Below are 20,878 nucleotides of genomic sequence, written 5' to 3'. Positions count from 1 at the left end.
TATCGAATTCTTATCTGGAAGGTTTCATTCCCATAGACACAGAATATTTTACAGCCTCCTGTATATCCGCGACCATTCTCTACATCGTATTTTTTGGACTCAGAATCCTGAATCTTACCTTTGTTGTTTACTAAGTAGTGAGCGTCCTCATAGTAGTAAATTCTGTAGTCGTCGTCAGCCTCAAGTCTCTTGCCGCCGAAGTACAGATATCCGTCCTTCTCACCCATCTGGCCCTGGCCGTTCTTGCCATTCTTAGTGATGAAGTAGAAGTTGTAGGAGTCATCGTCATCCTCTACATTAGACTCTTTGCCTGTCTGCATATATCCGTTGTCGTCGAAGTAGTAGAATGCGTCGTCATCTGGGATATACTGAAGGCCTGTCTGCATCTGGCCCATCTCGTTGAAGCAGAAGTACTTGCCCTCAACTTTGATCTTTGCTCTGTAAACAGGAGCATCATCTCCGTCATTGATCATCAGACGATCTTTTGCAGAGTCAGCTCTCTCAGCCTCGCCGTCATCGAAGTAGTACCAGTCTGTATCTCCGTCTGTACCTGTATCCTCAGAACCGTCGATCTCATACCAGCCGTTTGCTCTGGAGCCATCCTCTACTACATTGGAGTACTGCATATTCCAGATATATCCTGCTCCTGCGTCCTCAATATTTCCATCTAATGCGTTGCTTGCAGAAGCATTGCCCATCGGCTCTGCACCGGAAGGTGTTGTATTCTTATTTACAGCATACTTGTGGTTGTTGATCCACTCATATACCATCTGGCCATGAGCGTTGAAGAAGTAATACTTTCCATTTACTTTCTTTTTGTCGGCATCCCTGTACATCTTACCGTTGGAACCGAAGTAGTACCAGCCCTCTTCATCGCATGTCTCACAGTCATCGCTGTCGAAAGCTACGCCGTTTCTGTCAGAGTCATCTTCACTTGGAAGCTCCAGCCATAACCACTGGCTCTCAGCTCTCCATCCCTCGTCCTCTTCGCCAAGGTAATATACGTCATCTCCCTCTTCGTACCAGCCATATCTCATAGCACCGTCTTCATCGAAGAAGTAGGTCTTGCCGTTGATCTTTTTGTCATCCTCGGAAATCTTTTTACCATTGGAACCGAAGTAGTACCAGTGATCTCCGTCATCCTCTGGATCAGACACATCCTCATCAGCTGTTGTCTTAACCCACTGATTCTTTAACATAGCACCGTCAGAACCTACATAGTACTCATCGTCTACCCAGGAATCTGTCAGCATGTTTCCATCCTCATCGAGGTAGAACCACTTGGAGCCGTCTTTTCTCCACTCGTCTGTTACCATCTCATCATCGCTGTCATAGTAGTGCCAGATACCATCCTCATCCTTCTCCCAACCTGCGAAAGATGTCATGGAAGCGCCTACAGCGAGTAAAGCTGCTGCAGAAAGAACTGCAACTAATTTAGTCTGCTTTCTCATAATGAATGCACTCTCCTTTTTTCTTCTTGAAATCTTTTTTTCGAAATTCCTAACTGCATTACGTGGCTATTATGCTTAGAATAAGGGAAATTATAGAAGGTTGCAAAAAGTGCAGTTTTCACCATTACCGGCATATTCCGAGCACTTTCGTTTATATTAATAAAATATTAAATAATTCTGCTGTGTTCCGGCTGTGCTTTTCTTGCGCCGGAAAGATATAAGTGATATACTAAAACAGTGTATGCCTAAAACATGAACTGCTGATAAAAATGCGGATCATATGTTTACAGCCTTTAAAGTGAAGCTTCAGATACAGGGCTGAAATGGGGCAGTACAGATAAGAGCTGACACAGCAGAAGTGAAGTGTGCCGTCGGGGCAGCATTTTGGCTGCAGATGGAGACAAAAAATAAATTTACAGAAAGAATATGGAGAGCTTATGAGCAGCAATGTAATTAAAAATGTTTCGGCAGAGAAGCGGCCCTACAGAGGCATTGAAGTTCTGGCAGGAATTTATACACTGGTGATACTGTGTATTTTCCCCTTTGTAGTACATGACAGGTATTTTGATATTCTTCCTACGAAGTACCGCTTTTATTCGACTGCAACGTCGGCAGTCCTGGTGTTTACAGTCATTTATCTGATTGCCAGCGGCGCGGTGGTTCGGGCTGTGCGCTCATTTGGTGACGGAAGCTGGCGCAGGCATCTGAATTTTGTGGACTGGGCGGCAATCGCCTTTGCAGTTTTGATTACAATTTCCACCATCCAGTCAGACTTTCGGTTTGAGTCCTTCTGGGGAAACGAGGGGCGCTATACAGGCCTGTTCACCCTTTCGCTGTACGTGTTTTCGTATTTTTTTATCAGCCGTTTCCTGAGATGGAAGCAGTGGTACCTGGATCTGTTCCTGGCAGGGGGGATTCTTGCCTGTCTGTGGGGAATTACAGATTATTTCAGAATGGATATTTTCCATTTTAAGGAAAGGATTGCATCTAATGCAGACTCCTTCACCTCCTCTTTTGGAAATATCAATACGTACACCATCTATGTGGCCATGGTGATTGCGGTGGCGGTGATTCTGTTTTTAATGAGTGAATCAGTCCTGCGCTCCATTTTTTATTATATCTGCTTTATAATAGGGATGTTTGCCATTATCATGGGAGAGAGCGACAATGCCTATCTCTCTCTGGGTGCTCTGTTCGCCCTGGCGCCTCTCTATGCATTCAGAAAATCTCAGGCAGTCAGAAGATATGCAGTGCTGATTGCCACAATTCTGACCGTTGCCAGATGTATCGAATGGATCAACGTGAAATACGCAGATACGGTGATTGGGATTAACAGCCTATTTTCTTTTATTTCAGGTTATGATAAGATTATGGCTGTGATTGCCGCAGCCTGGACTGTAGCTGCGGTGCTGTACCTCTTAAAGCTGGTGATAAAGAAGAACCCCCCGGGACTGCTTCTGGCCCTCAGAATTGTCTGGGGAGCTGTGCTGGCAGGAGCGGTGCTTCTTATCTGCTATATGTTCTATGACGCAAACATAGCAGGACATCAGGAAAAATATCAGTCTATTGCAAAGTACCTGGTATTTAATGATAACTGGGGGACTAACCGTGGATTTGCCTGGAGGATTTCGTGGGAGAATTTCCTGAGTTTCCCCCTGCATCACAAGATTTTTGGGTTTGGACCGGACACATTTGGGATTATCACTACATTTAATAACTTTCAGGAAATGAGCGAAAATTATCATGTAGTGTTTGACAATGCCCACAATGAGTACCTTCAGTTCCTTTTGACGCTCGGAATTGCAGGACTTGCCGCGTACCTTGCATTTTTGATTTCAGCCTTTGTGAAAATGACCCGCCAGGCGAAAGGGAATCCTCTGGTACTTGCACCGATGTTTGCATTTGTATGCTACAGTGTGCAGGCCGTGGTAAACCTGAACGTACCCATCACTGCGCCCTTTATGTGGCAGTTTTTGGCTATGGGACTGGCTGTCTGCTATCAGTCGGGAAGCGCGGGGAAGGAAACAGAAGCTCAGACGGCAGAGCCAAAACCAGAAAAACAGAGAATCCCTGAGAAAAGCGTGGAAAAATCAATATCCCGGCCAGAGGCAAAAGAACAGTCTGCCCAAGTGAAAATGGCGGACAGCAAAAGTGCTCTGACGGGTGCGGAAATGCCGGATTCTCTGCCGGAGATACAGGCGGACTGGGCCGTTGATGAAACTGAGAAAAGGGATGAAAAATAGAGGAGGGGCATATTTAGAAGAGAGCCGCCCTCACAATCTGAAAAAAGGAAGTTGTAGTTGCCATGTTTGATAAGTATATGCCAAAAAACAAAAGAGTCAGAATGATTATTTTAATGCTGGCTGATATTGTATCAATCCAGATTTGCTCCTTTCTGGCGCTTCTGATACGGTTTGATCTGAATATCGCAAAGATTCCGCCTGAGTACAGTGCTAATGTGCTGCGCTACTGGCCTATCCACACACTCCTGACTGTTGCGCTCTTTTTCCTGGCGCATCTGTATTCGACCATGTGGAGTGTGGCTGGAATCAGGGAGGTAATAAGAATTGTCCTTTCCTGCGGTCTCTCGACAGTTCTGCAGATAGCAGGTATGACGCTTCTGCAGTTTTTTATGCCGAGAAGCTACTATATTATCAGCTTTGTTGCTCTCTGCATCGCCGTTACAGGCATTCGGTTATCCTACCGGATTAAGCACTCCCTGTTTCCGTCGGGCAACAGAGGCGGAAGCAGGATTATGATTGTGGGAGCGGGAACCTCCGGCTCTGTGATTCTCAAGGAGATGATGACAAGCAGGCACACAAACGGAACAGTTGTCTGCTTTGCGGACGACGACATCAATAAAAAGGGAAAGTACCTGAATGGAGTTCCCATTGCGGGAGGCCGGGAGGAGATACCGGAGCTGGCAAAGCAGTACCAGGTGGATGAGATCTATGTGGCAATTCCGTCAGCCCCGGCCAAGGAACGAAAAAAGATTTTAGAGATCTGCCGAGAAACGGACTGCAAAATCAAGATGCTTCCCGGAATCTATCAGCTTCTCAACGGCGAGGTCAGTGTGGCCAAGCTCAGGGAGGTTCAGATCGAGGATCTGCTGGGAAGGGATCCGATCCGCGTGAATCTGGATGAGATTATGGGATATGTGCAGGATAAGGTAATCCTTGTCACAGGCGGGGGCGGTTCCATCGGAAGCGAGCTGTGCCGTCAGATTGCCAGCCACAGGCCAAAGCAGCTCATTGTCTTTGACGTCTATGAGAATAATGCATACGATCTGCAGCAGGAGCTGGAGAGAAGTTTCCCGGAACTCAATCTGACTGTGCTGATCGGCTCCGTGAGAAACACACACCGGATTGAGAGCGTGTTTGAACAGTACAGGCCGGATATCGTCTACCATGCGGCCGCTCATAAGCATGTCCCCCTCATGGAAAACAGCCCCAACGAGGCGATCAAGAATAATGTCTTCGGTACATACAAGACAGCCAGGGCTGCCGGAAAGTACGGAGCAAAGCGCTTTGTCCTGATTTCCACAGACAAGGCGGTCAACCCGACCAACATCATGGGGGCCTCCAAGCGGATGTGCGAGATGGTTATTCAGATGATGGATCACAGGTACAGGACCGAGTTTGTGGCAGTGCGCTTTGGAAATGTGCTGGGCAGCAACGGCTCCGTCATTCCCCTGTTTAAAAAGCAGATTGCAGAGGGAGGCCCTGTCACCGTCACACATCCCGATATTATCCGCTATTTTATGACGATACCGGAGGCTGTGTCGCTGGTGCTTCAGGCGGGAGCCTATGCAAAGGGCGGAGAGATTTTTGTCCTGAACATGGGAGAGCCTGTAAAAATCCTGGATTTGGCCAAGAATTTAATCCGGCTGTCGGGATATGTGCCGGGAGAGGATATTGCCATTGAATTTACCGGGCTCAGGCCGGGAGAGAAACTCTATGAGGAGATGCTTATGGATGAGGAGGGCATGCAGGATACCCCCAATAAGCTGATCCACATTGGAAAGCCCATTGAGTTTGATGAGGACGAGTTCCAGAAGCAGCTGGATGAGCTGTATGAGATTGCAAACAGGGATTCGGAGAATATCAAGGAGGCCGTCCAGCGGATCGTTCCCACGTATGTGATCAAAAGGGATGAGAAGTAGGATGAGAAGTTAAGGGAAAGGACAGGCAGAAAGCGGGAATTGAGCGCTTAAGGAGTACCTGAAGCATCGGAATAAGAAAGATAAATATTCAGCAATTATAAAAACGGGCAGTTCAGAGGATAATCGCAGGAATTCTGAGCCGGCCCGTTTTTTTCTGCGTTCAGGTTTGTGAGGGAGGGAGTCTATGTGAGCTGTAAGAACATCAGCCGGGAGCCGGTTCCGCGTAAAAGGGAGGATGAATTATCTTGAAATTCTGTATATTCTTGGAAATGAATTCAAATAATAAAAATGAGAACAGATACATCCGATTTTGTATATTATTGTAAAAAAACAGTAACTAATTTAACGAGAATTTACTTGAGTATTCGGCAGTTTTGGTATATAATATATATGGTTAAAAAAATAACAAATCATGTGCCAGAAAGCGGACAGGCCGTCTGCAGAAGGGGAACGGCAGTTAATATGAAACCGTTCATTTTCTGTGAAGGCTTCTGCGCAGACAGAAGCGTGTCTGCAGTGGGGAATGCAGGATGTCTGGAGACGGTCCGGCCGGAAGGGTGCATCCATTTATGAAGGAGGAATCAGAAATGGCAAGATTTACGTTACCGAGAGATATTTACCATGGAAAAGGATGCCTTGAGGAGCTGAAAAACCTGAAAGGAAAACGCGCAATCCTCGTTGTGGGCGGAGGTTCCATGAAGCGTCAGGGATTTTTAGACAAGGCGGTTGAGTACTTAAAGGAAGCCGAGATGGAGGTGCGCGTCTTTGAAGGCGTGGAGCCGGATCCGTCGGTAGAGACGGTTATGAAGGGTGCGCAGGTCATGAGAGAGTTTGAGCCGGACTGGATTGTCTCCATGGGCGGCGGTTCACCCATTGACGCAGCGAAAGCTATGTGGGCTTTCTATGAGTATCCGGAGGTGACGTTTGAGGAGCTGTGCACACCCTTTAATTTTCCGGAGCTGAGGACAAAGGCGAAATTTGCAGCGATTCCCTCCACTTCCGGCACAGCCACAGAGGTTACCGCCTTCTCCGTTATCACAGATTACGAAAAGGGAATCAAGTATCCTCTTGCAGACTTTAATATCACGCCGGATGTTGCCATTGTCGATCCGGAGCTGGTGGAAGGGCTTCCTGCAAAACAGGTGGCCTATACGGGAATGGATGCCCTGACTCATGCGATCGAAGCCTATGTTTCCACACTCCACTGCACCTTTACGGATCCGCTGGCAATCAAGGCCATCCAGATCGTAAACAGTGATCTGCAGAAATCTTATGACGGCGACATGAGAAGCCGTGAGGAGATGCACTATGGCCAGTGTCTGGCAGGAATGGCCTTTTCCAATGCGCTTCTCGGAATTGTGCACTCCATGGCTCACAAGACAGGAGCTGCATTTTCCACCGGCCATATCACACACGGCCTGGCCAATGCCATGTATCTTCCATATGTAATCTCCTACAATGCCAAGGAGCCGGAGGCGGCAGCGCGCTATGCGGAGATCGCCAATGCCATCGGCATTACAGGCACTGTGGAGGAGTGTATTGAGGGACTGAGAAAGAAAATCCGTTCCATGAATGATTATATGGGTATTCCCAATACACTGAAGGAGTTTGGAATTGAGGAGAAGGAGTTTAAGGAGAAGCTGGCCGCTATCTCTGAGAATGCGGTGGGCGATGCATGCACAGGATCCAATCCAAGAACGATTGATCCCAAGACCATGGAAAAACTGTTTACCTGTATTTACTACGGAACAGAGGTTGACTTCTAACAGCTGACATACAGCAGATTCAGAATGCAGTATGAAGAAAGCCTGACGGGCAGACGCTTACCTTTCGGTGAGCCTGCCTGTCAGGCTTTTGTGTTATATAACAGGAAGCTTCGTTCTCTGTTATATAAAAACGCTCCGCGGGGATCGCACTGCGGCGGACAGAGAGGACGCTACAGACGTTTTCCCAGAATCCAGCGCCGGAGCCCTCCGTATTTCAGAGCCTCCTCTATTTTTTCGTAGCCGAGACACTGGAAATTCCGGAGGCTGTACAGATTTTCAGGGTGAACGGTTGCCATCAGGAAGCGATAGCCCATGGAGGCGGCTTTTTCCTCACCGGCCCTGAGAAGACGGCGCATCAGCCCGTTTCCGGTATAGGCTCTGCTGACCACAACTGTCTCCATGTGGGCCACAAGGGGGAGTTCCCGGGCAGACAGGTGAAGGGAAGAGCCCAGGTTATCACTGTCCAGGCCGGGAAAGCGGACGAGGAGGAAGGCTGCAATACTGCCCTGAGCGGGGATTGAGCCAGTGATATCTCTGTCGGGGGCGCTTCTTGCCGGAAGCTGGTTCTCCTCTTCCTCACAGACGGCTTTCAGGATAAATCCCTGCCGATCCATATGGTTTTCAATAAATTCCTGGTTATCCGGGCAGAACCACTCTTTTTGGGCAACAGTCTCTGCCCCCTCATTCATGAGTCGATAGATATTGGGGCTGTCTGACAGGACAGCAGGTATGATTGAAAAAGTCATGAAGGCCTCTCTTTCCGGAATCCCTCCTGGCAGGACTCCTCTCTGTTTTTTGTAATGCCGAATGCGGTTATGCAGTGTCCATATTCCTGCGCTTACCGGCTGCATAAAGGGTATTCTGCAGTACGGGCAGTCGCTATGGGACTGTACTATCTAAAAGTTTAATACAGAATGGGAAAAAAGAAAAGTAAAATACAGATGCAGAGAAAAGAAATTTCAGGAGGCAGGAGGCTTCTGGAAGATAAATATTACAGGTATCTGTAAAAGAACTCCTTTGCTAAGATAGTTATTGTTTATAAATGGATAATAATGGTAAAGGAGAAGGAAGATGAACCGACAGACAGAAATGCAGACAGGAGAGGAATATGGAGGAGGCAGGCGGGAGATGACAGTAAAATCTCTCTGCGAAATATGGGAGGCTTCTGTCAGAAGCAGTGTAAAGCCCAGCACCTATGCCTGCTATGTGACGCTGATTGAAAAGCATATTCAGGCGGAGCTCGGAAACATGTCAGCGGGGAAGCTGACCAACCGGGTGATTCTGGAATTTGTGAGAAAGAAACAAAGGCAGGGACTTTCCGCAGGAACCGTCCGGCTGCTTCTTTTTTTGCTGAAACGCATCGTTCAGGCGGGAAAGGAGAGGGGGATATGGCCGGCAGAGGAACTCAGCTTCCGACAGCCAAGGCAGCTTTCAGGAGGGAAGAACATTATGGAATGGGAGGATTTCCACAAGATCCTCAGCTACCTTCTGCACTCCAGAAGGAGCTTTGATCTGGGACTTCTGATTTCCCTGAGCACCGGAATACGGGTGGGGGAGCTGTGCGGTATAAAATGGGGAGATATTGACCTGAAGGCAGGGATACTGAGAGTCAGAAGAACCGTTTCCAGGATACGCAATGTGGATATAGAGGAACAGCAAAAGCCGTTTCCGGCAAAACAGAGCAGAACGATTATACAGATTGGGCCTCCGAAAACAGAAACCTCCGTGCGCGATATTCCGCTTCCTCAGTTTCTCGTGGAGAGACTGAGGGAGAGGCAGGAGGAGCGCAGATTTTCCTCCCAGGCCTATGTGCTCACAGGAAGAGCGCAGTTTATGGAGCCGAGAGGGGTACAGAGGCGGTTTAAAAATCTCCTGAAAAAATGCGGGATTGAACCTGTCAATATTCACTCTCTCAGACATTCCTTTGCATCCAAATGGATTGAAAACGGGTTTGACAGCAAGGCTTTATCTGAAATTCTCGGACATTCCTCTGTCAAAATAACTATGGATATCTATGTTCACAGCAGCATGAGACAGAAGAAAAGCTATATGGATCGCGTATTGGACGGACTTTAAATCTATCTGTCTCTGGAAGAGAAAAGCAACAGTTCAGCCATGTATCTTCTTGTCCGCTTAAAGCGGACAAGAAGCGTATGGTGTCCGCCTTATGAATAATCGGACAGGAAAACTCTTATGAAAACACGCTTTCCACGCATTTTCCTGTTCAAATCTTCGCATGGTGAACTGTTACAGAGAAAAATTCTTTAAAAATATATTAAAGGATTTATAATTGATAAAATATTTTCTCTGTGATAAGATGGATAACATAGCATGTACAATGAGGAGGTTTACCATGGATTCCTATCAGAATTATGAACAGGAAATTGATCTGAAGGATTTGATGTTCGCCGTGCTTCGCAGATGGCGTCCCATCATCCTGATTGCGATCATTTTCGCCCTTCTTCTGGGAGGCTTTAAGGCAGTCAGAGGTTTGGGACAGATGAAGGATGCAGAGTATGTTGCATCGAAACAGCAGGAATATGACAACAGCATGGATCAGTATGAAATGTCAAAGGAACGCCTGGAAAAGGAAATTGAAAATATCAAGGCGAGTCTGGAAAGCCAGAATGATTATATGGAAAATTCTGTGCTGATGAATATTAACCCATATGATGGGTATACGACAGCCGTATCATTTTACGTGGCTACCGATTACCAGATTATGCCTGGCATGGCTTACCAGAACCCCAACACAGCTTCCAGCATTATGGCAGCCTATATGTCCATGATCCAGAACGGAGAGATGTACAATTATGTGTTAAAGAAAATGGAGCCGTCCCTGGAGCTTCGTTACCTGCAGGAGCTGGTGACAGTAGAGCCTGATTATGACAACAATATGTTCAATGTCCGTGTAATCAGCAGTACAGAGGAGGGGGCAGAGCAGATTATGTCCCTGATCATGGAATCTCTGAACGAATATCAGGCCGTGATAACCCAGAAAATAGGCCCTCATACACTTAACATGATTCAGGATACAGGCGCTGCAGGTCCATCGGCAGCTCCCGGCGGTGAGATGAGTCAGACACCGGAGGTGTACACTACCGTAGATCTGGAGCTTGAGAAAAAGCAGCAGGATCAGTCTGCCAGAACACAAACTCTGAACCAGAGTCTCACAGATAAAACAAAGGAACTGAATGAGCTGAAGGAACCGGCCAATACACTGCCCAGCACAGGGAGCGCGCTGAAATCGGCTGTGAAATATGGAGTGCTTGGCGGAGTCCTGGGCGCATTCTTAGCTGTATTTTTTATCTGCGTCTCATTTCTGATGAGCGACAAGCTGGCAAATGACAGAGAGCTTCGCCGCCGCTATGGCCTTATGGTGCTCGGTGTATTTGACAGCGGGGAGAAAAAGGGCCTGTTTGCTTTTGTAGACCGATTTATAGACCGCATGGAGGGAACGGCAGCCAGAAAAATGAGCAGCGCGCAGGCCTGCAGCGTGGTAGCTGCCAATGTGATGAACTATGCAGGAGAGGCAAAGCAGATCCTGCTTGTCACATCCACAGATGCGGGAGTGCTTGATACAGTGAATGAAGAGCTGTCAGCTGTCCTTCCCTCCCTCACGCTGACTTCCGGAGGAAATCTGGACAGGGAGGCAGAGGCGATAAGGAAGGCCGCGTCCTGTGATGCCGTAATCCTGGTAGAGAAGAGAAAGGAGTCCTCCTTCACGGGAATCGAGAGGGAGCTTGAGATTGTGAAGAGCCTTGACAAAAAGATTTTAGGCTGCGTTGTCCTCTAATAGACGGGCAAAATTTTCAGCAGACTGCCAAAAGAGCAGGCGCTTCCTCAGGCATCTTCAGCAGGCTGCTCGGCAAGTATCCGTCGAAAGAAGTTTTCTGTATGGCACAGAGCAAAAGTCTGAGATTAGGACAGATACAGGAAATTTTGAACGGCGGATACTTTTTTGATCAGCTTCATCAGGTGGAAGGGATGTTATTATCCCAATAATGACAATATATTTTGGGAAAATCAGATTAATCAAGCGATATGTCGAAAATTGCGTCCGAATTCACTTCCATTTTAAGGGAAAATAGGCTATAACTGGATTAGCAATCGCAAAAACAGGAGGATTAGGGATGGATGCGGTAACACAGACGGAAAATCTGATAAAAGAGGTGGAGAGGCTGAAAAGTGAGAATGAAACTCTTTTCAAAACAGTGCTGCAGATGAAACAGACACTGGACAGACTGATTATTAAATATATAGAGAACGGAAAGCAGGAAGCGTGAGAAAAAAGAGGCGAATGGTGCAGAACAGAAATTCTGCAGGCAAACTTGGAAATTACGATACGAAGAAGAAAAATCCCGGCATCGGCTGTTAGAAGATGAGAAGAAGACTCAGACAGGCGTCTGCCGGATATTTTTTTGCCTGAGAAGCGACGGCATAGGCTGCCGGTATTCGTCAGGTCAGCTTTTTGTTTTTCATTGTCAAATCCCAGATAGTAGCGTGCATCCAGGTGACAGTATCATTCAGCTTTTTGTTGTCATCACGCAGGCGTTCAACCTCCTGGGTGAGTTCCCGAATCTGTACTGCCTGTTTTGCAATGACTGCGCGGCTGTTATACTGCCTCTCAGGTTCTGTGATTCTCTGGACAACGGAGCAGTTGGGCACTGCATCGCCCAGGATCTGGCTTCCGATTAATTCATCACGCATCTCATAGTCCAGATTCATGAAATTTTGATAAGTCATGGGGAGTTTGGTCATGGAAGCGCTGCACTTAGGGCAGACTGCGTTTTTGGGAAGCTGGTAGTAGGCATAGTAGCCGCATTTCGAACAGTAGAAAACCGTTAATTCTCTCATATATCCCTCCTGATATTCCTTAGAGCACCTTTGAAAACTCTGTCCTGCCACCCGCTGCGAAGAGATATGGCAGATAACAGGGATGAGTCAGCCTTCAGATATACTTTAGCCGTCCTATTAAAAAAACGACAGAAATAACCGAAATATGACTGAAAAATGAAAAAAATATAAATTTTGACCCATGCTTTCTGCGGCAGGAGCTGTATCTGATTTTTTCAGGAGGTTTCCCGGGATGCGAAATCAAATATCCGTTCGGCAGCAATCTGAAAAAAGCGGCCCCGGCAAAGAGTAGGAAAGAGCAGCAGACCTTTACAGCCCGCTGCTTTCCCGCGGAGCTCTCTGCCGGGAAATGGCCGCAAAGCAGGAGAGGCGCTGCAGCGGCAGCCCTCTCCTGTTGAACGGATGACTTATATATTTTACTGGATGATTCCCTCTGTGTCAACTGTCCATACCGTATCGTTGGAATCTTTGTAGTCTCTGAAGCCCTTTCCAAGCTCTGGCTTGGCATCAGAGGTGGAAGAGGCGGAGGATTTCTGGATCGTACCGCTGGTGTTTACCAGATAAGTCTTGTCTCCGGCCTGAACCGGCTCATAGCGGAGCTCCGGATCTGCCTTTTTCATAAGGCCTCCTGCATAGACACGGTTGTCCTTCTCACCGGTGTAACCCTGTCCCTTCTTGGAACCGCTCGGATAGAAGTACCAGATCTGGTTTTCCTCCAAATCTTCATCGTAGATCGTCTGCTTGCCTGTCTTCATGATACCGTCGTCGCCGAAGTAGTAATTGGCCTCTGTGCCGTCCTTAGTTGTGAGTTTCTGAAGTCCCGTCTGCATCTCTCCTTTTTCATTAAAGGCATAGCGCTCGGAATTGATATTGAAGAGTTCCAGACCTTCGGCCTCAGAGTAGTAGGGTTTTCCGTCCTTAAAGTAGAAGTAGTATTCCTCGCCCTCCTCGCTGATTCCTTCCACACCCTCGATAACATACCATCCGGAGGCACGCTTTCCGCCCAGCTCCTTATCGTAGTATCGATAGTCAGCCAGAGGATTCGAAGCAGAACTGCCGCCTTCCTCACCGTCAGAAGAGCCGCCTGCAGTATCCGACACCTTTACCCAGCCGGTCTGCATCTGTCCGTCTTTAAAGGTATAGTAGAAGCCGTCGATTTTTCTGTCAATCTGATCTTTTACGAGTTTTCCGTCCTGATCAAAGTAGCACCAGATCCCCTCGTCGTCGGTATCCTCAGTGATCTCCTCGAGAAGCACCCAGCCTGTTCTTCTGGCTCCGTCATTCTCGGCGCCCAGATAGTAGGTTTCGCCGTCCAGTTCAAGAAGGCCTGTCTGCATGATGCCGTCGCCGTCAAAATAGTACCAGTTATTATTCACAGACATCCATTTGGAAGTTACAATCTTTCCGTTTTTGTCAAAGTAGTTCCACTCTGTATCAGCGGCAGAGTCAGGGGAATCATAGGTTTCCTCTCCCTCAGGGGATACCCATTTATTTTTAACCATCTTTCCGTCGCCGTCAACATAGTATTCATCCACCCTCTCATTGACAGTCACATCACCGTCGTCATTGAGGTAATACCAGTCATTTCCGCGCTTCTTCCAGGTGTTGGACTCCATGTATCCGTCCTCATCGTAGAAGTGCCAGCCCCCATCTTCTTCAACCCATCCGTTTTCAGCAGCGTAAGCTTCCATTAAAAAACTGCTTCTCATCACATTGGGTGCAGACACAGCCATCATGGCAGCAGCAGATAACACAGCGATCAGTTTGGTTGTTTTTCTCATTTAACAATCTCTCCTTTTTCATGAATGGTGTTTTTTGAAAATCCATCGTTGCATTACGGTGCTTATTATAGCGTGCCGTTTCGGGCTTTGAAAGTGCAGGTTGCTGGAAGGAATGGAAGGTGAGGGAAGCGATAGGCGGACAGTGGAAGAGAGCGGGCAGCAGAACTGGAAAGAGTTTGCCCGGAGATAAGAAGTCTGCCGCGGAAAAAAGCCTTAAAAACTGGGTTTTCCGGGGAGAAGGCCGGAAACATAGGGGTCAGGGGCACAGGAAACGGAGGGAGAATGTGGCAGGAAGAAAAATGAGAAGGATTCCGGGAGAGAGGTGAAAGAAGGGCCGGTCTGGTGAGGAAAAATGAAAAAAGCCGTCACAGCTCTGCGGCAGAGCCATGACGGTCCGGGCTGCAGAAAGCAGCCGTTCACTGTTCAGAAGAAATTTCGCCTTATGCCAGATAAAGCGCTCTGCGCGGCGAGCACCCTCTGGAGGATACCGGCTTTGTTATTCGGCATACCAGGAATCTGTAACAAAGTCCACAGTCAGGCTGTCCTGGAGTTTTTTCAGAACTTCCTTTACATAGGTGTTCAGATTCATGGATTTTTCTTTTCCGATCCGGTAGTCCATATCGGCGTTAAAATAATTTTCACCGCCCACGCTGTAGCCGTCAAAACCGGCGCAGGATACGCGGGAAACCCCTGTCTTTACGAGGACGTTCAGGAGCATGACAAAGGAGTTGTCTATGATTTCCGCATTCCTGTCGATGAGAGAGTTGTAGTTCAGGGTGTAATCAAAGCTGCCCTTTACATTGGTCACATTGGAGGTGGCGATTACCTTTACGATAGAGCCGCCCTGCTGCTTCAGCTCTAAGAGCCGTGTTCCCAGCTGCACGTACCGCCTGGAATTGCTCAGGAAGGCGAAATCCACGGGGATATCATCCGGGATATAGTTAACCGAGATGACAATGGGATGGTTTTCGCGGATGAACTGGTCAATGCGGCTCCTCTGAAGCTCCATATTCCGCCCAGGACCCAGGAGAAGGAGAGTTTTTCCTGCCCACTGGTCGGACAGCTTTTTTAAGTCCTCCCCGTCGCTGCACTCCATATTCTGATAGCTCAGATACAGGCTTTCAATATAATCTTTGTCGTACATGAGCTTTTTCTCAGGTTCAATCCGGTCGAGAATTACATTTAAGGATTTCAGGGACAGCGTGTGCTTGTCCATCAGGAATTTGACGTAGTTTGGATGACAGTTGTTGGAAGCCGCAATATAGAAGAAAAGACTGTAGCCCCAGGGACTTTTCTCGAAAAACGGCATAATATTGATGTCGATGGCCTCTAACATCTGGCTGGTGTCATAGGATTTTCCGTAGAGGGCGTTCATGTGCATGGAAATCAGCTCAATGGGAAGATTTCCGGCGCTCTTTCCCATGCCGTAGAGAGAGGCGTCCACGAGAACCGTGCGGTCTACCGGCTTGCTCAGCATTTCCATGCTGTTGGCATATGCCATCTGGAAATTGTTGTGGGAGTGGTAGCCGATGGAGATCTCGGGATTTAAGTTGTGGTCGAGGATCTCAAAGTAGTGCAGAAGGCTGCTCTGGTGCAGAAGTCCGTAGGTATCCACCATGGAGAGGGCGTAGGGATTCAGCTCGTTGACCAGATCGATGAGATCGAGAAGTTCTCTGTCAGAATAGCTGGTGATGGAGACGGCCTGCACGAATACCTGGTAGCCAAGAGCCTTCACCTGGGTGCAGAAGGCCAGGGCTTCTCTCATCACCTGCTTTTTGAAAATTACACGGATGCCGTCGAGACAGCTCTCGCTGCAGGGAGAGAGGTGCTCGATGGAGCAGGTTCCGTAATCGATCATGCCCACCAGCATGGTGCTGCCCTTGTCCAGATGACCGAACAGGCGGTCTGCGCTGGCAGTGTCGGGCATGATTGTGCGGTTTCTGTCAAAGGGACGCCGTTCGTCTAGAAAGCCGATCTCGAGAATGTCGACGCCTGAGCTGATCAGGCGCTCGAAGATGCTTACCATGCTGTCGTGTCCAAAGTTCCAGTCATTGACATAGCCTCCGTCGCGGAGGGTGCAGTCAAGAAGTTTTACCTGTTTCATGTATGTCTGTCCTTTCTTCAGATACTATTATAGATGTGCCGCTCCGAGAAACTCTGCGATCTCGGACACCCGGTCTGCCGTAAACACGGGGGAGTAGCGTTCCTCCCACTCTTTTTTTGTCTTGGGGCCAAAGCCGAAGGTGACAGCCATGAAATCAGTGCCGGCTGCCTTCGCTCCGCCTGCGTCGGAGGCGGTATCCCCGATGAGAAGCGCTTCCTTCGGGGAAAGATTCAGTCCGTCGAGACATTTGTGCAGTACATCAACCTTCTGCATCTTGCTGGCAAAATCGCTGCCGCAGATGAGATCACAGCGCTCTGCGATGCCGAAATGTTCGAGGATCGTGAGGGCATAGTCCTCCCGCTTCAGAGTGGCCACCCCGATTAAAAATCCCTGGCTCTTCAGGCGCTCGAGAAGAGGGAGAATTCCGTCATAGGGGCGCGCCTTGAGGAGATCCACATTCTTATACTGGTCGCGGAACACTGCCGTGGCCCGGTCAGCCTCGGCGTCATCCAGTCCGTAGTGTTCCATCAGGGAACGCTTGACCGGAGGGCCGATAAAGGTCAGAAGTGTTTCCTCGGGAAGCTCCCTGTAGCCCATGGTTTTTATGGTGTGACGGACGCTGGATAAAACCCCCTCGGAAGTGTCGAGAAGGGTACCGTCCAGGTCGAAAATAATTCCTCTGTACATGTGGTTTAGTCCTCCGTAAAATAAAATCTGTGTGAGGGGAAGCCGCCTGAAACGGCAGCTCCCACTCAGCCGGATGTGAGCATCCGGCTGACCTCGGCCAGATCCTTTCTCGTGTCCACGGACAGAGAAGGATGGCCTGTATCGACGAAAAAGACGGGAACGCCTTTTTCCATAAAGCGCAGCAGATCACATTCCTCGATGGTTTCAAGGATTCCCCTCGGCGTTTCCTCAAAAAAGCGAAGGGCTTCCCGGGTGTAGACGCCGATACTTGCAAATTTCCTGTAGGTGAAATTTAAGCTCCCCTTGGGATAGGGGACGGGAAATCTCGAGGTGTAGAGTCCCACGCCGAAATCTCCGCATACCACCTTGATGTTGGTGGTGTCCATAGCCTCTGCCGGCGAAGAGACAGGCGCCATGGCGTTTACCACAAACAGGCCGGAGCGGACGCCTGCGGCAAGCTCCTCCCTTCCGGGGAAAAGCGGCTCTGGGGACTGGATTAGCTTCAGGGCCCGGCGGACGGTGGAGTCAATGTCACTGCCGGTCAGAAGAGGTTCATCCCCTCCGATCATCACGTGGAGGCTGGCATCCGTTTTCTTTGCTGCCTCACAGAGACGGGAGGTGGGATTTTCATGATCCGGGCTGGTCATCAGGACGGGGATTCCCTCCTGGCGGCAGGCTTCCTCGATCAGCGGACTTTCAGTGGCCACAAAAAGCTCCGTCAGCAGCCGGGAGCGGGAGGCCTGCTCAAACACCCGAAACAGCATGGGACGCCCCTCCAGCATAGCCAGAGGCTTTCCGGGAAAACGGGATGAGCCGTACCGTGCCGGGATAATGCCTGTAATTTTCATAAAATTTACCAGCCTTTCTCAAAATCTTATTTCATTATAAAAAGAATCATGGTAAAACACAAGACAAAGTGGCAAAATACCGGAAATATCGGAGAAATGTAAGAAAAAGTTTAATAGGCATTTACGGGAAAGTGTGATATACTGAGCGTGGGTTTTCAGAAACTTAATACTTTGTTAACATAACTGTAAAATATATAGCCTGTGTAAATTTCAGGAAAAGAAACGGAAAAAATTTACAAGCTGCAGGGAAATAAGAAGAGAGTGAGGAGAAGCGCGAATGCGGATAAAGGTATCCAATTATATTGCAAAAAAGCTGCTGGAGGCAGGCATTACCGATGTGTTTATGATAACCGGAGGCGGCGCCATGCATCTGGATGATGCCCTGGGACACCAGGAAGGGCTGAACTGTATTTTCAATCACCACGAGCAGGCTTGTGCCATGGCGGCAGAGGCCTATGCGAGAGTGCACGGCAAGATTGCCGCCGTCTGTGTGACCACGGGGCCGGGAGGAATCAACGCCATGACAGGAGTGGCGGGAGGCTATCTGGACTCTATTCCCATGTTTATCGTGTCAGGGCAGGTGCGCTACGACACCATGTCCAGAAGCACGGGACTGCATTTGAGAGCTATGGGGGATCAGGAGTTTGACATCACCCGCTCTGTGGCCAATATGACGAAATACACGGAAATGATCATTGATCCCATGAGAATCAGGTTCTGCATGGAGAAGGCGCTGTATCTGGCATACGCAGGACGTCCGGGTCCTGTGTGGCTGGATGTGCCGTTGAATGTCCAGGCAGCCGAGGTGGAGACAGATGACCTGGTAGGCTTTGACAGAGAGGATTATGAGGCAGGAGGAACAGGCTGGGCCTGCGAAAGCGGCGCCGAGATCCCGGAGGATACAGCCGGAAAGGGAGAGTACCGCGCTCTGCTTCCGAAAAAGGTGACGAAGGAAACAGCCAGGGAAATTGTGAGAAAGGTCAGAAGCGCCAGGAGGCCTGTGATCAATGCCGGAAACGGAATCCGGATCGCCGGCGCTCATGAGGTATTTATGCGCGTCGTGGACGCCCTGGGAATCCCGGTTGTGACGGGAGCCGACAGCATTGACTGTATCTGGGACGAGCATCCTCTCTACACGGGAAAGGGAGGAAATGTGGGAGATCGGGCAGGCAACTTTGCCATTCAGAACAGCGATCTGCTCCTCTCCCTGGGAAGCCGCCTGAGCTTCCGCCAGGTCGGATACAGGTTTGACACCTGGGCAAGGGAGGCCTACACGATTATCAACGACATCGATGCGGAGGAGCTCAAAAAGCCTACCCTCCATGTGGACATGCCGGTCCATGCAGACGTAAAAGATCTGCTGGAAACCATAGAGGAGGTTCTTAAGGAGGATGAGAGCCTCGCAAGGGACGCCATGGACGGAGAGATAAGGAAGGCACAGGATGCCTGGGTGGAAAGATGCCAAAACTGGAAGAAAAAGTATCCGGTCGTATTAAAGCGCCACATGGAGGGCGGCACGGAGCATGAGGCAAACGTATATGCCTTTGCCCATGAGCTGAGCGCAAGACTTCTGGAGGACCAGATTGTGGTTGTGGGAAACGGCTCTGCCAACGTGGTCTGCGGCCATGCCAATATTATGAAGAAGGGGCAGCGGTTTATCTCCAATTCCGGGATCGCGTCCATGGGCTATGGCCTTCCGGCCTCTATCGGCGCCTGCATTGCAGACCATACCCATGATATTATCCTTGTGACGGGAGACGGAAGCATACAGATGAACCTTCAGGAGCTTCAGACGGTAATCGGAAGATGGCTTCCCATTAAAATCTTTGTGATCAACAACGGCGGCTACCACTCCATCAGACAGACGCAGAAGAATTTCTTCGGCGAGCCCCTGGTGGGAGTGGGCGTGGACAGCGGAGATCTGACCTTCCCCAGCATGGAAAAGCTGGCCTGGGCTTACGGCTTCCCCTACGTTTCCATCCGGGGAAACAGGGAGCTGGACGAAAAGCTGGAGGAGGCGCTGGCTATTGACGGTCCGGTGATCTGCGAGGTATTCGTGACCATGGACCAGAACTTTGAGCCCAAGTCGGCTGCCAAGAAGCTGCCGGACGGAACGCTGGTGTCCCCGCCTCTTGAGGATCTGGCGCCCTTCCTTTCCGACGAGGAGATGGATGAAAACATGATTATTGAGCGGATCAAAAAATAAGAGGACGTATCAGTTTGGAGGACAGTTATGAGGATAGTTGCTACAGGGGCCACGAGCTTTGTGGGAAGCGGGGCAGTGAAGGCTCTGCTTGACCGGGGGCACGAGGTTTACGCGGTACTCAGAAAGGGCTCTGTGAAGGCAGACAGGCTGCTTACGGATGGAAAGCTGCCGGACGGTCTGGTGATTCTCGAGGAGGATCTGGGACATCTGGATCAGCTTGCCGGAAGAATCCCGGAGCCCTGCGACGTGTTTCTCCATATGGGCTGGAAGGGCGCGGGAAGTGATTCCCGTGCCGCTTTGGCCATTCAGGAGGAAAATGCCCGGGACGCCCTTAAGGCTGTGGAGGCTGCAAAGGCTCTGGGCTGCAGACGGTTTCTGTTTACCGGCTCTCAGGCAGAGTATGGAATCCATGATTCCCTGATGGGGGAGGATGCCGAGTGCAGACCTACCTCCCCGTACGGAGCCGCGAAGCTGAGGGTGTGCAGGGAGGCGCCTGCCCTCTGCCGGGAGCTTTCCATGGATTACGGACATGCAAGAATCTTCAGCACCTATGGGCCGGGAGATCACCCCTGGTCCCTTCTCTCCACCTGTGTGAAGACCTTTCTCGCAGACGGAGTGATGGAGATGGGAGACTGCACCCAGATGTGGAATTTCCTGTATATCGACGATGCGGCCCGGGCTATTGCCGCGCTCTGCGAGTACAGAGGAAGCCTGATGGAGCAGGGGAGCGTGTTCAATCTGGGCGGTCCCATGGAGGAAACCAGGCCTCTCAGGGAATTTGTGGAGACAGTCCACGAGATGTGCCAGGGGAGGGGAACCTGTGTCTACGGTGTGAGAAAGCCCAACGCTGAGGGCGTGGTGAACCTGATTCCAGACATTTCAAAGATGGAGCGCGTCACTGGGTGGAAGCCGGCAGTCCGTTTCCGGGAGGGAATGGAGGCTGTGCTTCAGAAAGCAGTCCGCTTATCTTAAGAAAAATGTCCCTTGTAAAATAACGGGGGGAAGATTAGAATAGA

General features: G+C 49.5%; 15 protein-coding genes. 8 read left to right on the top strand and 7 right to left on the bottom strand.

The window, feature by feature from the left end:
• On the bottom strand, positions 1-1,451 hold a 1,451-nt coding region (locus tag DW757_RS09445; RefSeq protein WP_118751574.1), incomplete at its 3' end, for a glucan-binding protein.
• Positions 1,452-1,888: 437 nt separating this feature from the next.
• On the opposite strand from DW757_RS09445, the gene DW757_RS09440 reads away from it, so the two are divergent.
• The 3 genes from DW757_RS09440 to DW757_RS09425 all read left to right on the top strand — a co-directional run bounded on the left by DW757_RS09440 (position 1,889) and on the right by DW757_RS09425 (position 7,379).
• The gene (locus tag DW757_RS09440; protein ID WP_118751573.1) at positions 1,889-3,694 is read left to right on the top strand and encodes an O-antigen ligase family protein; all 1,806 of its coding nucleotides are present in this window, start codon (positions 1,889-1,891) and stop codon (positions 3,692-3,694) included.
• A gap of 62 nt (positions 3,695-3,756) precedes the next feature.
• Positions 3,757-5,613 carry a nucleoside-diphosphate sugar epimerase/dehydratase gene (locus DW757_RS09435; protein WP_118751572.1) on the top strand — a complete coding sequence of 619 codons (1,857 nt, stop codon included), beginning with the start codon at positions 3,757-3,759 and terminating at the stop codon, positions 5,611-5,613.
• A gap of 587 nt (positions 5,614-6,200) precedes the next feature.
• Positions 6,201-7,379: an iron-containing alcohol dehydrogenase gene (locus tag DW757_RS09425; protein WP_118751571.1), complete on the top strand. Its 1,179-nt coding sequence runs from the start codon at positions 6,201-6,203 to the stop codon at positions 7,377-7,379.
• A gap of 170 nt (positions 7,380-7,549) precedes the next feature.
• On the opposite strand, the gene DW757_RS09420 is transcribed toward DW757_RS09425, so the two are convergent.
• Positions 7,550-8,125 (bottom strand): GNAT family N-acetyltransferase, encoded by a 576-nt coding sequence (locus DW757_RS09420; RefSeq protein WP_243033556.1) that lies wholly within the window; start codon positions 8,123-8,125, stop codon positions 7,550-7,552.
• A gap of 325 nt (positions 8,126-8,450) precedes the next feature.
• On the opposite strand from DW757_RS09420, the gene DW757_RS09415 reads away from it, so the two are divergent.
• From DW757_RS09415 to DW757_RS17390, 3 genes are all read left to right on the top strand, one after another.
• On the top strand, positions 8,451-9,455 hold the full coding sequence (locus DW757_RS09415; protein WP_008397557.1) for a site-specific integrase: 1,005 nt from the start codon (positions 8,451-8,453) through the stop codon (positions 9,453-9,455).
• Positions 9,456-9,732: 277 nt separating this feature from the next.
• Positions 9,733-11,175, top strand: coding sequence for a chain-length determining protein (locus DW757_RS09410; RefSeq protein ID WP_118751569.1), 1,443 nt, complete (start codon positions 9,733-9,735; stop codon positions 11,173-11,175).
• A gap of 337 nt (positions 11,176-11,512) precedes the next feature.
• Complete coding sequence (locus tag DW757_RS17390; RefSeq protein ID WP_008397554.1) at positions 11,513-11,665, top strand: hypothetical protein; 153 nt, start codon at positions 11,513-11,515, stop codon at positions 11,663-11,665.
• A gap of 172 nt (positions 11,666-11,837) precedes the next feature.
• Here DW757_RS17390 and DW757_RS09405 read toward each other — a convergent pair whose 3' ends face one another.
• The 5 genes from DW757_RS09405 to DW757_RS09380 all read right to left on the bottom strand — a co-directional run bounded on the left by DW757_RS09405 (position 11,838) and on the right by DW757_RS09380 (position 17,656).
• Positions 11,838-12,236: a teichuronopeptide gene (locus DW757_RS09405; RefSeq protein WP_118751568.1), complete on the bottom strand. Its 399-nt coding sequence runs from the start codon at positions 12,234-12,236 to the stop codon at positions 11,838-11,840.
• A 416-nt stretch (positions 12,237-12,652) separates the two neighbouring features.
• The gene (locus DW757_RS09400) at positions 12,653-14,017 is read right to left on the bottom strand and encodes a hypothetical protein (protein WP_015572908.1); all 1,365 of its coding nucleotides are present in this window, start codon (positions 14,015-14,017) and stop codon (positions 12,653-12,655) included.
• Between the two features lie 496 nt (positions 14,018-14,513).
• Positions 14,514-16,121 carry an aldolase catalytic domain-containing protein gene (locus DW757_RS09390; RefSeq protein WP_118751566.1) on the bottom strand — a complete coding sequence of 536 codons (1,608 nt, stop codon included), beginning with the start codon at positions 16,119-16,121 and terminating at the stop codon, positions 14,514-14,516.
• Between the two features lie 27 nt (positions 16,122-16,148).
• Positions 16,149-16,808 (bottom strand): HAD hydrolase-like protein, encoded by a 660-nt coding sequence (locus DW757_RS09385; RefSeq protein ID WP_008397545.1) that lies wholly within the window; start codon positions 16,806-16,808, stop codon positions 16,149-16,151.
• A gap of 65 nt (positions 16,809-16,873) precedes the next feature.
• The gene (locus DW757_RS09380; protein ID WP_118751565.1) at positions 16,874-17,656 is read right to left on the bottom strand and encodes an NTP transferase domain-containing protein; all 783 of its coding nucleotides are present in this window, start codon (positions 17,654-17,656) and stop codon (positions 16,874-16,876) included.
• A gap of 277 nt (positions 17,657-17,933) precedes the next feature.
• On the opposite strand from DW757_RS09380, the gene DW757_RS09375 reads away from it, so the two are divergent.
• Both DW757_RS09375 and DW757_RS09370 read left to right on the top strand, forming a co-directional pair.
• Complete coding sequence (locus DW757_RS09375; RefSeq protein ID WP_008397541.1) at positions 17,934-19,862, top strand: thiamine pyrophosphate-binding protein; 1,929 nt, start codon at positions 17,934-17,936, stop codon at positions 19,860-19,862.
• A 27-nt stretch (positions 19,863-19,889) separates the two neighbouring features.
• Entirely contained in the window at positions 19,890-20,834 is a 945-nt protein-coding gene (locus tag DW757_RS09370) for an NAD(P)-dependent oxidoreductase (RefSeq protein WP_015545003.1), read from the top strand.
• Positions 20,835-20,878 lie beyond the last annotated feature (44 nt).

The organism is Clostridium sp. AM29-11AC (assembly GCF_003480545.1).
In the GTDB taxonomy this organism is placed as follows: domain Bacteria; phylum Bacillota; class Clostridia; order Lachnospirales; family Lachnospiraceae; genus Otoolea; species Otoolea saccharolyticum_A.
This window is presented reverse-complemented; position numbering and strand designations above follow the sequence as displayed.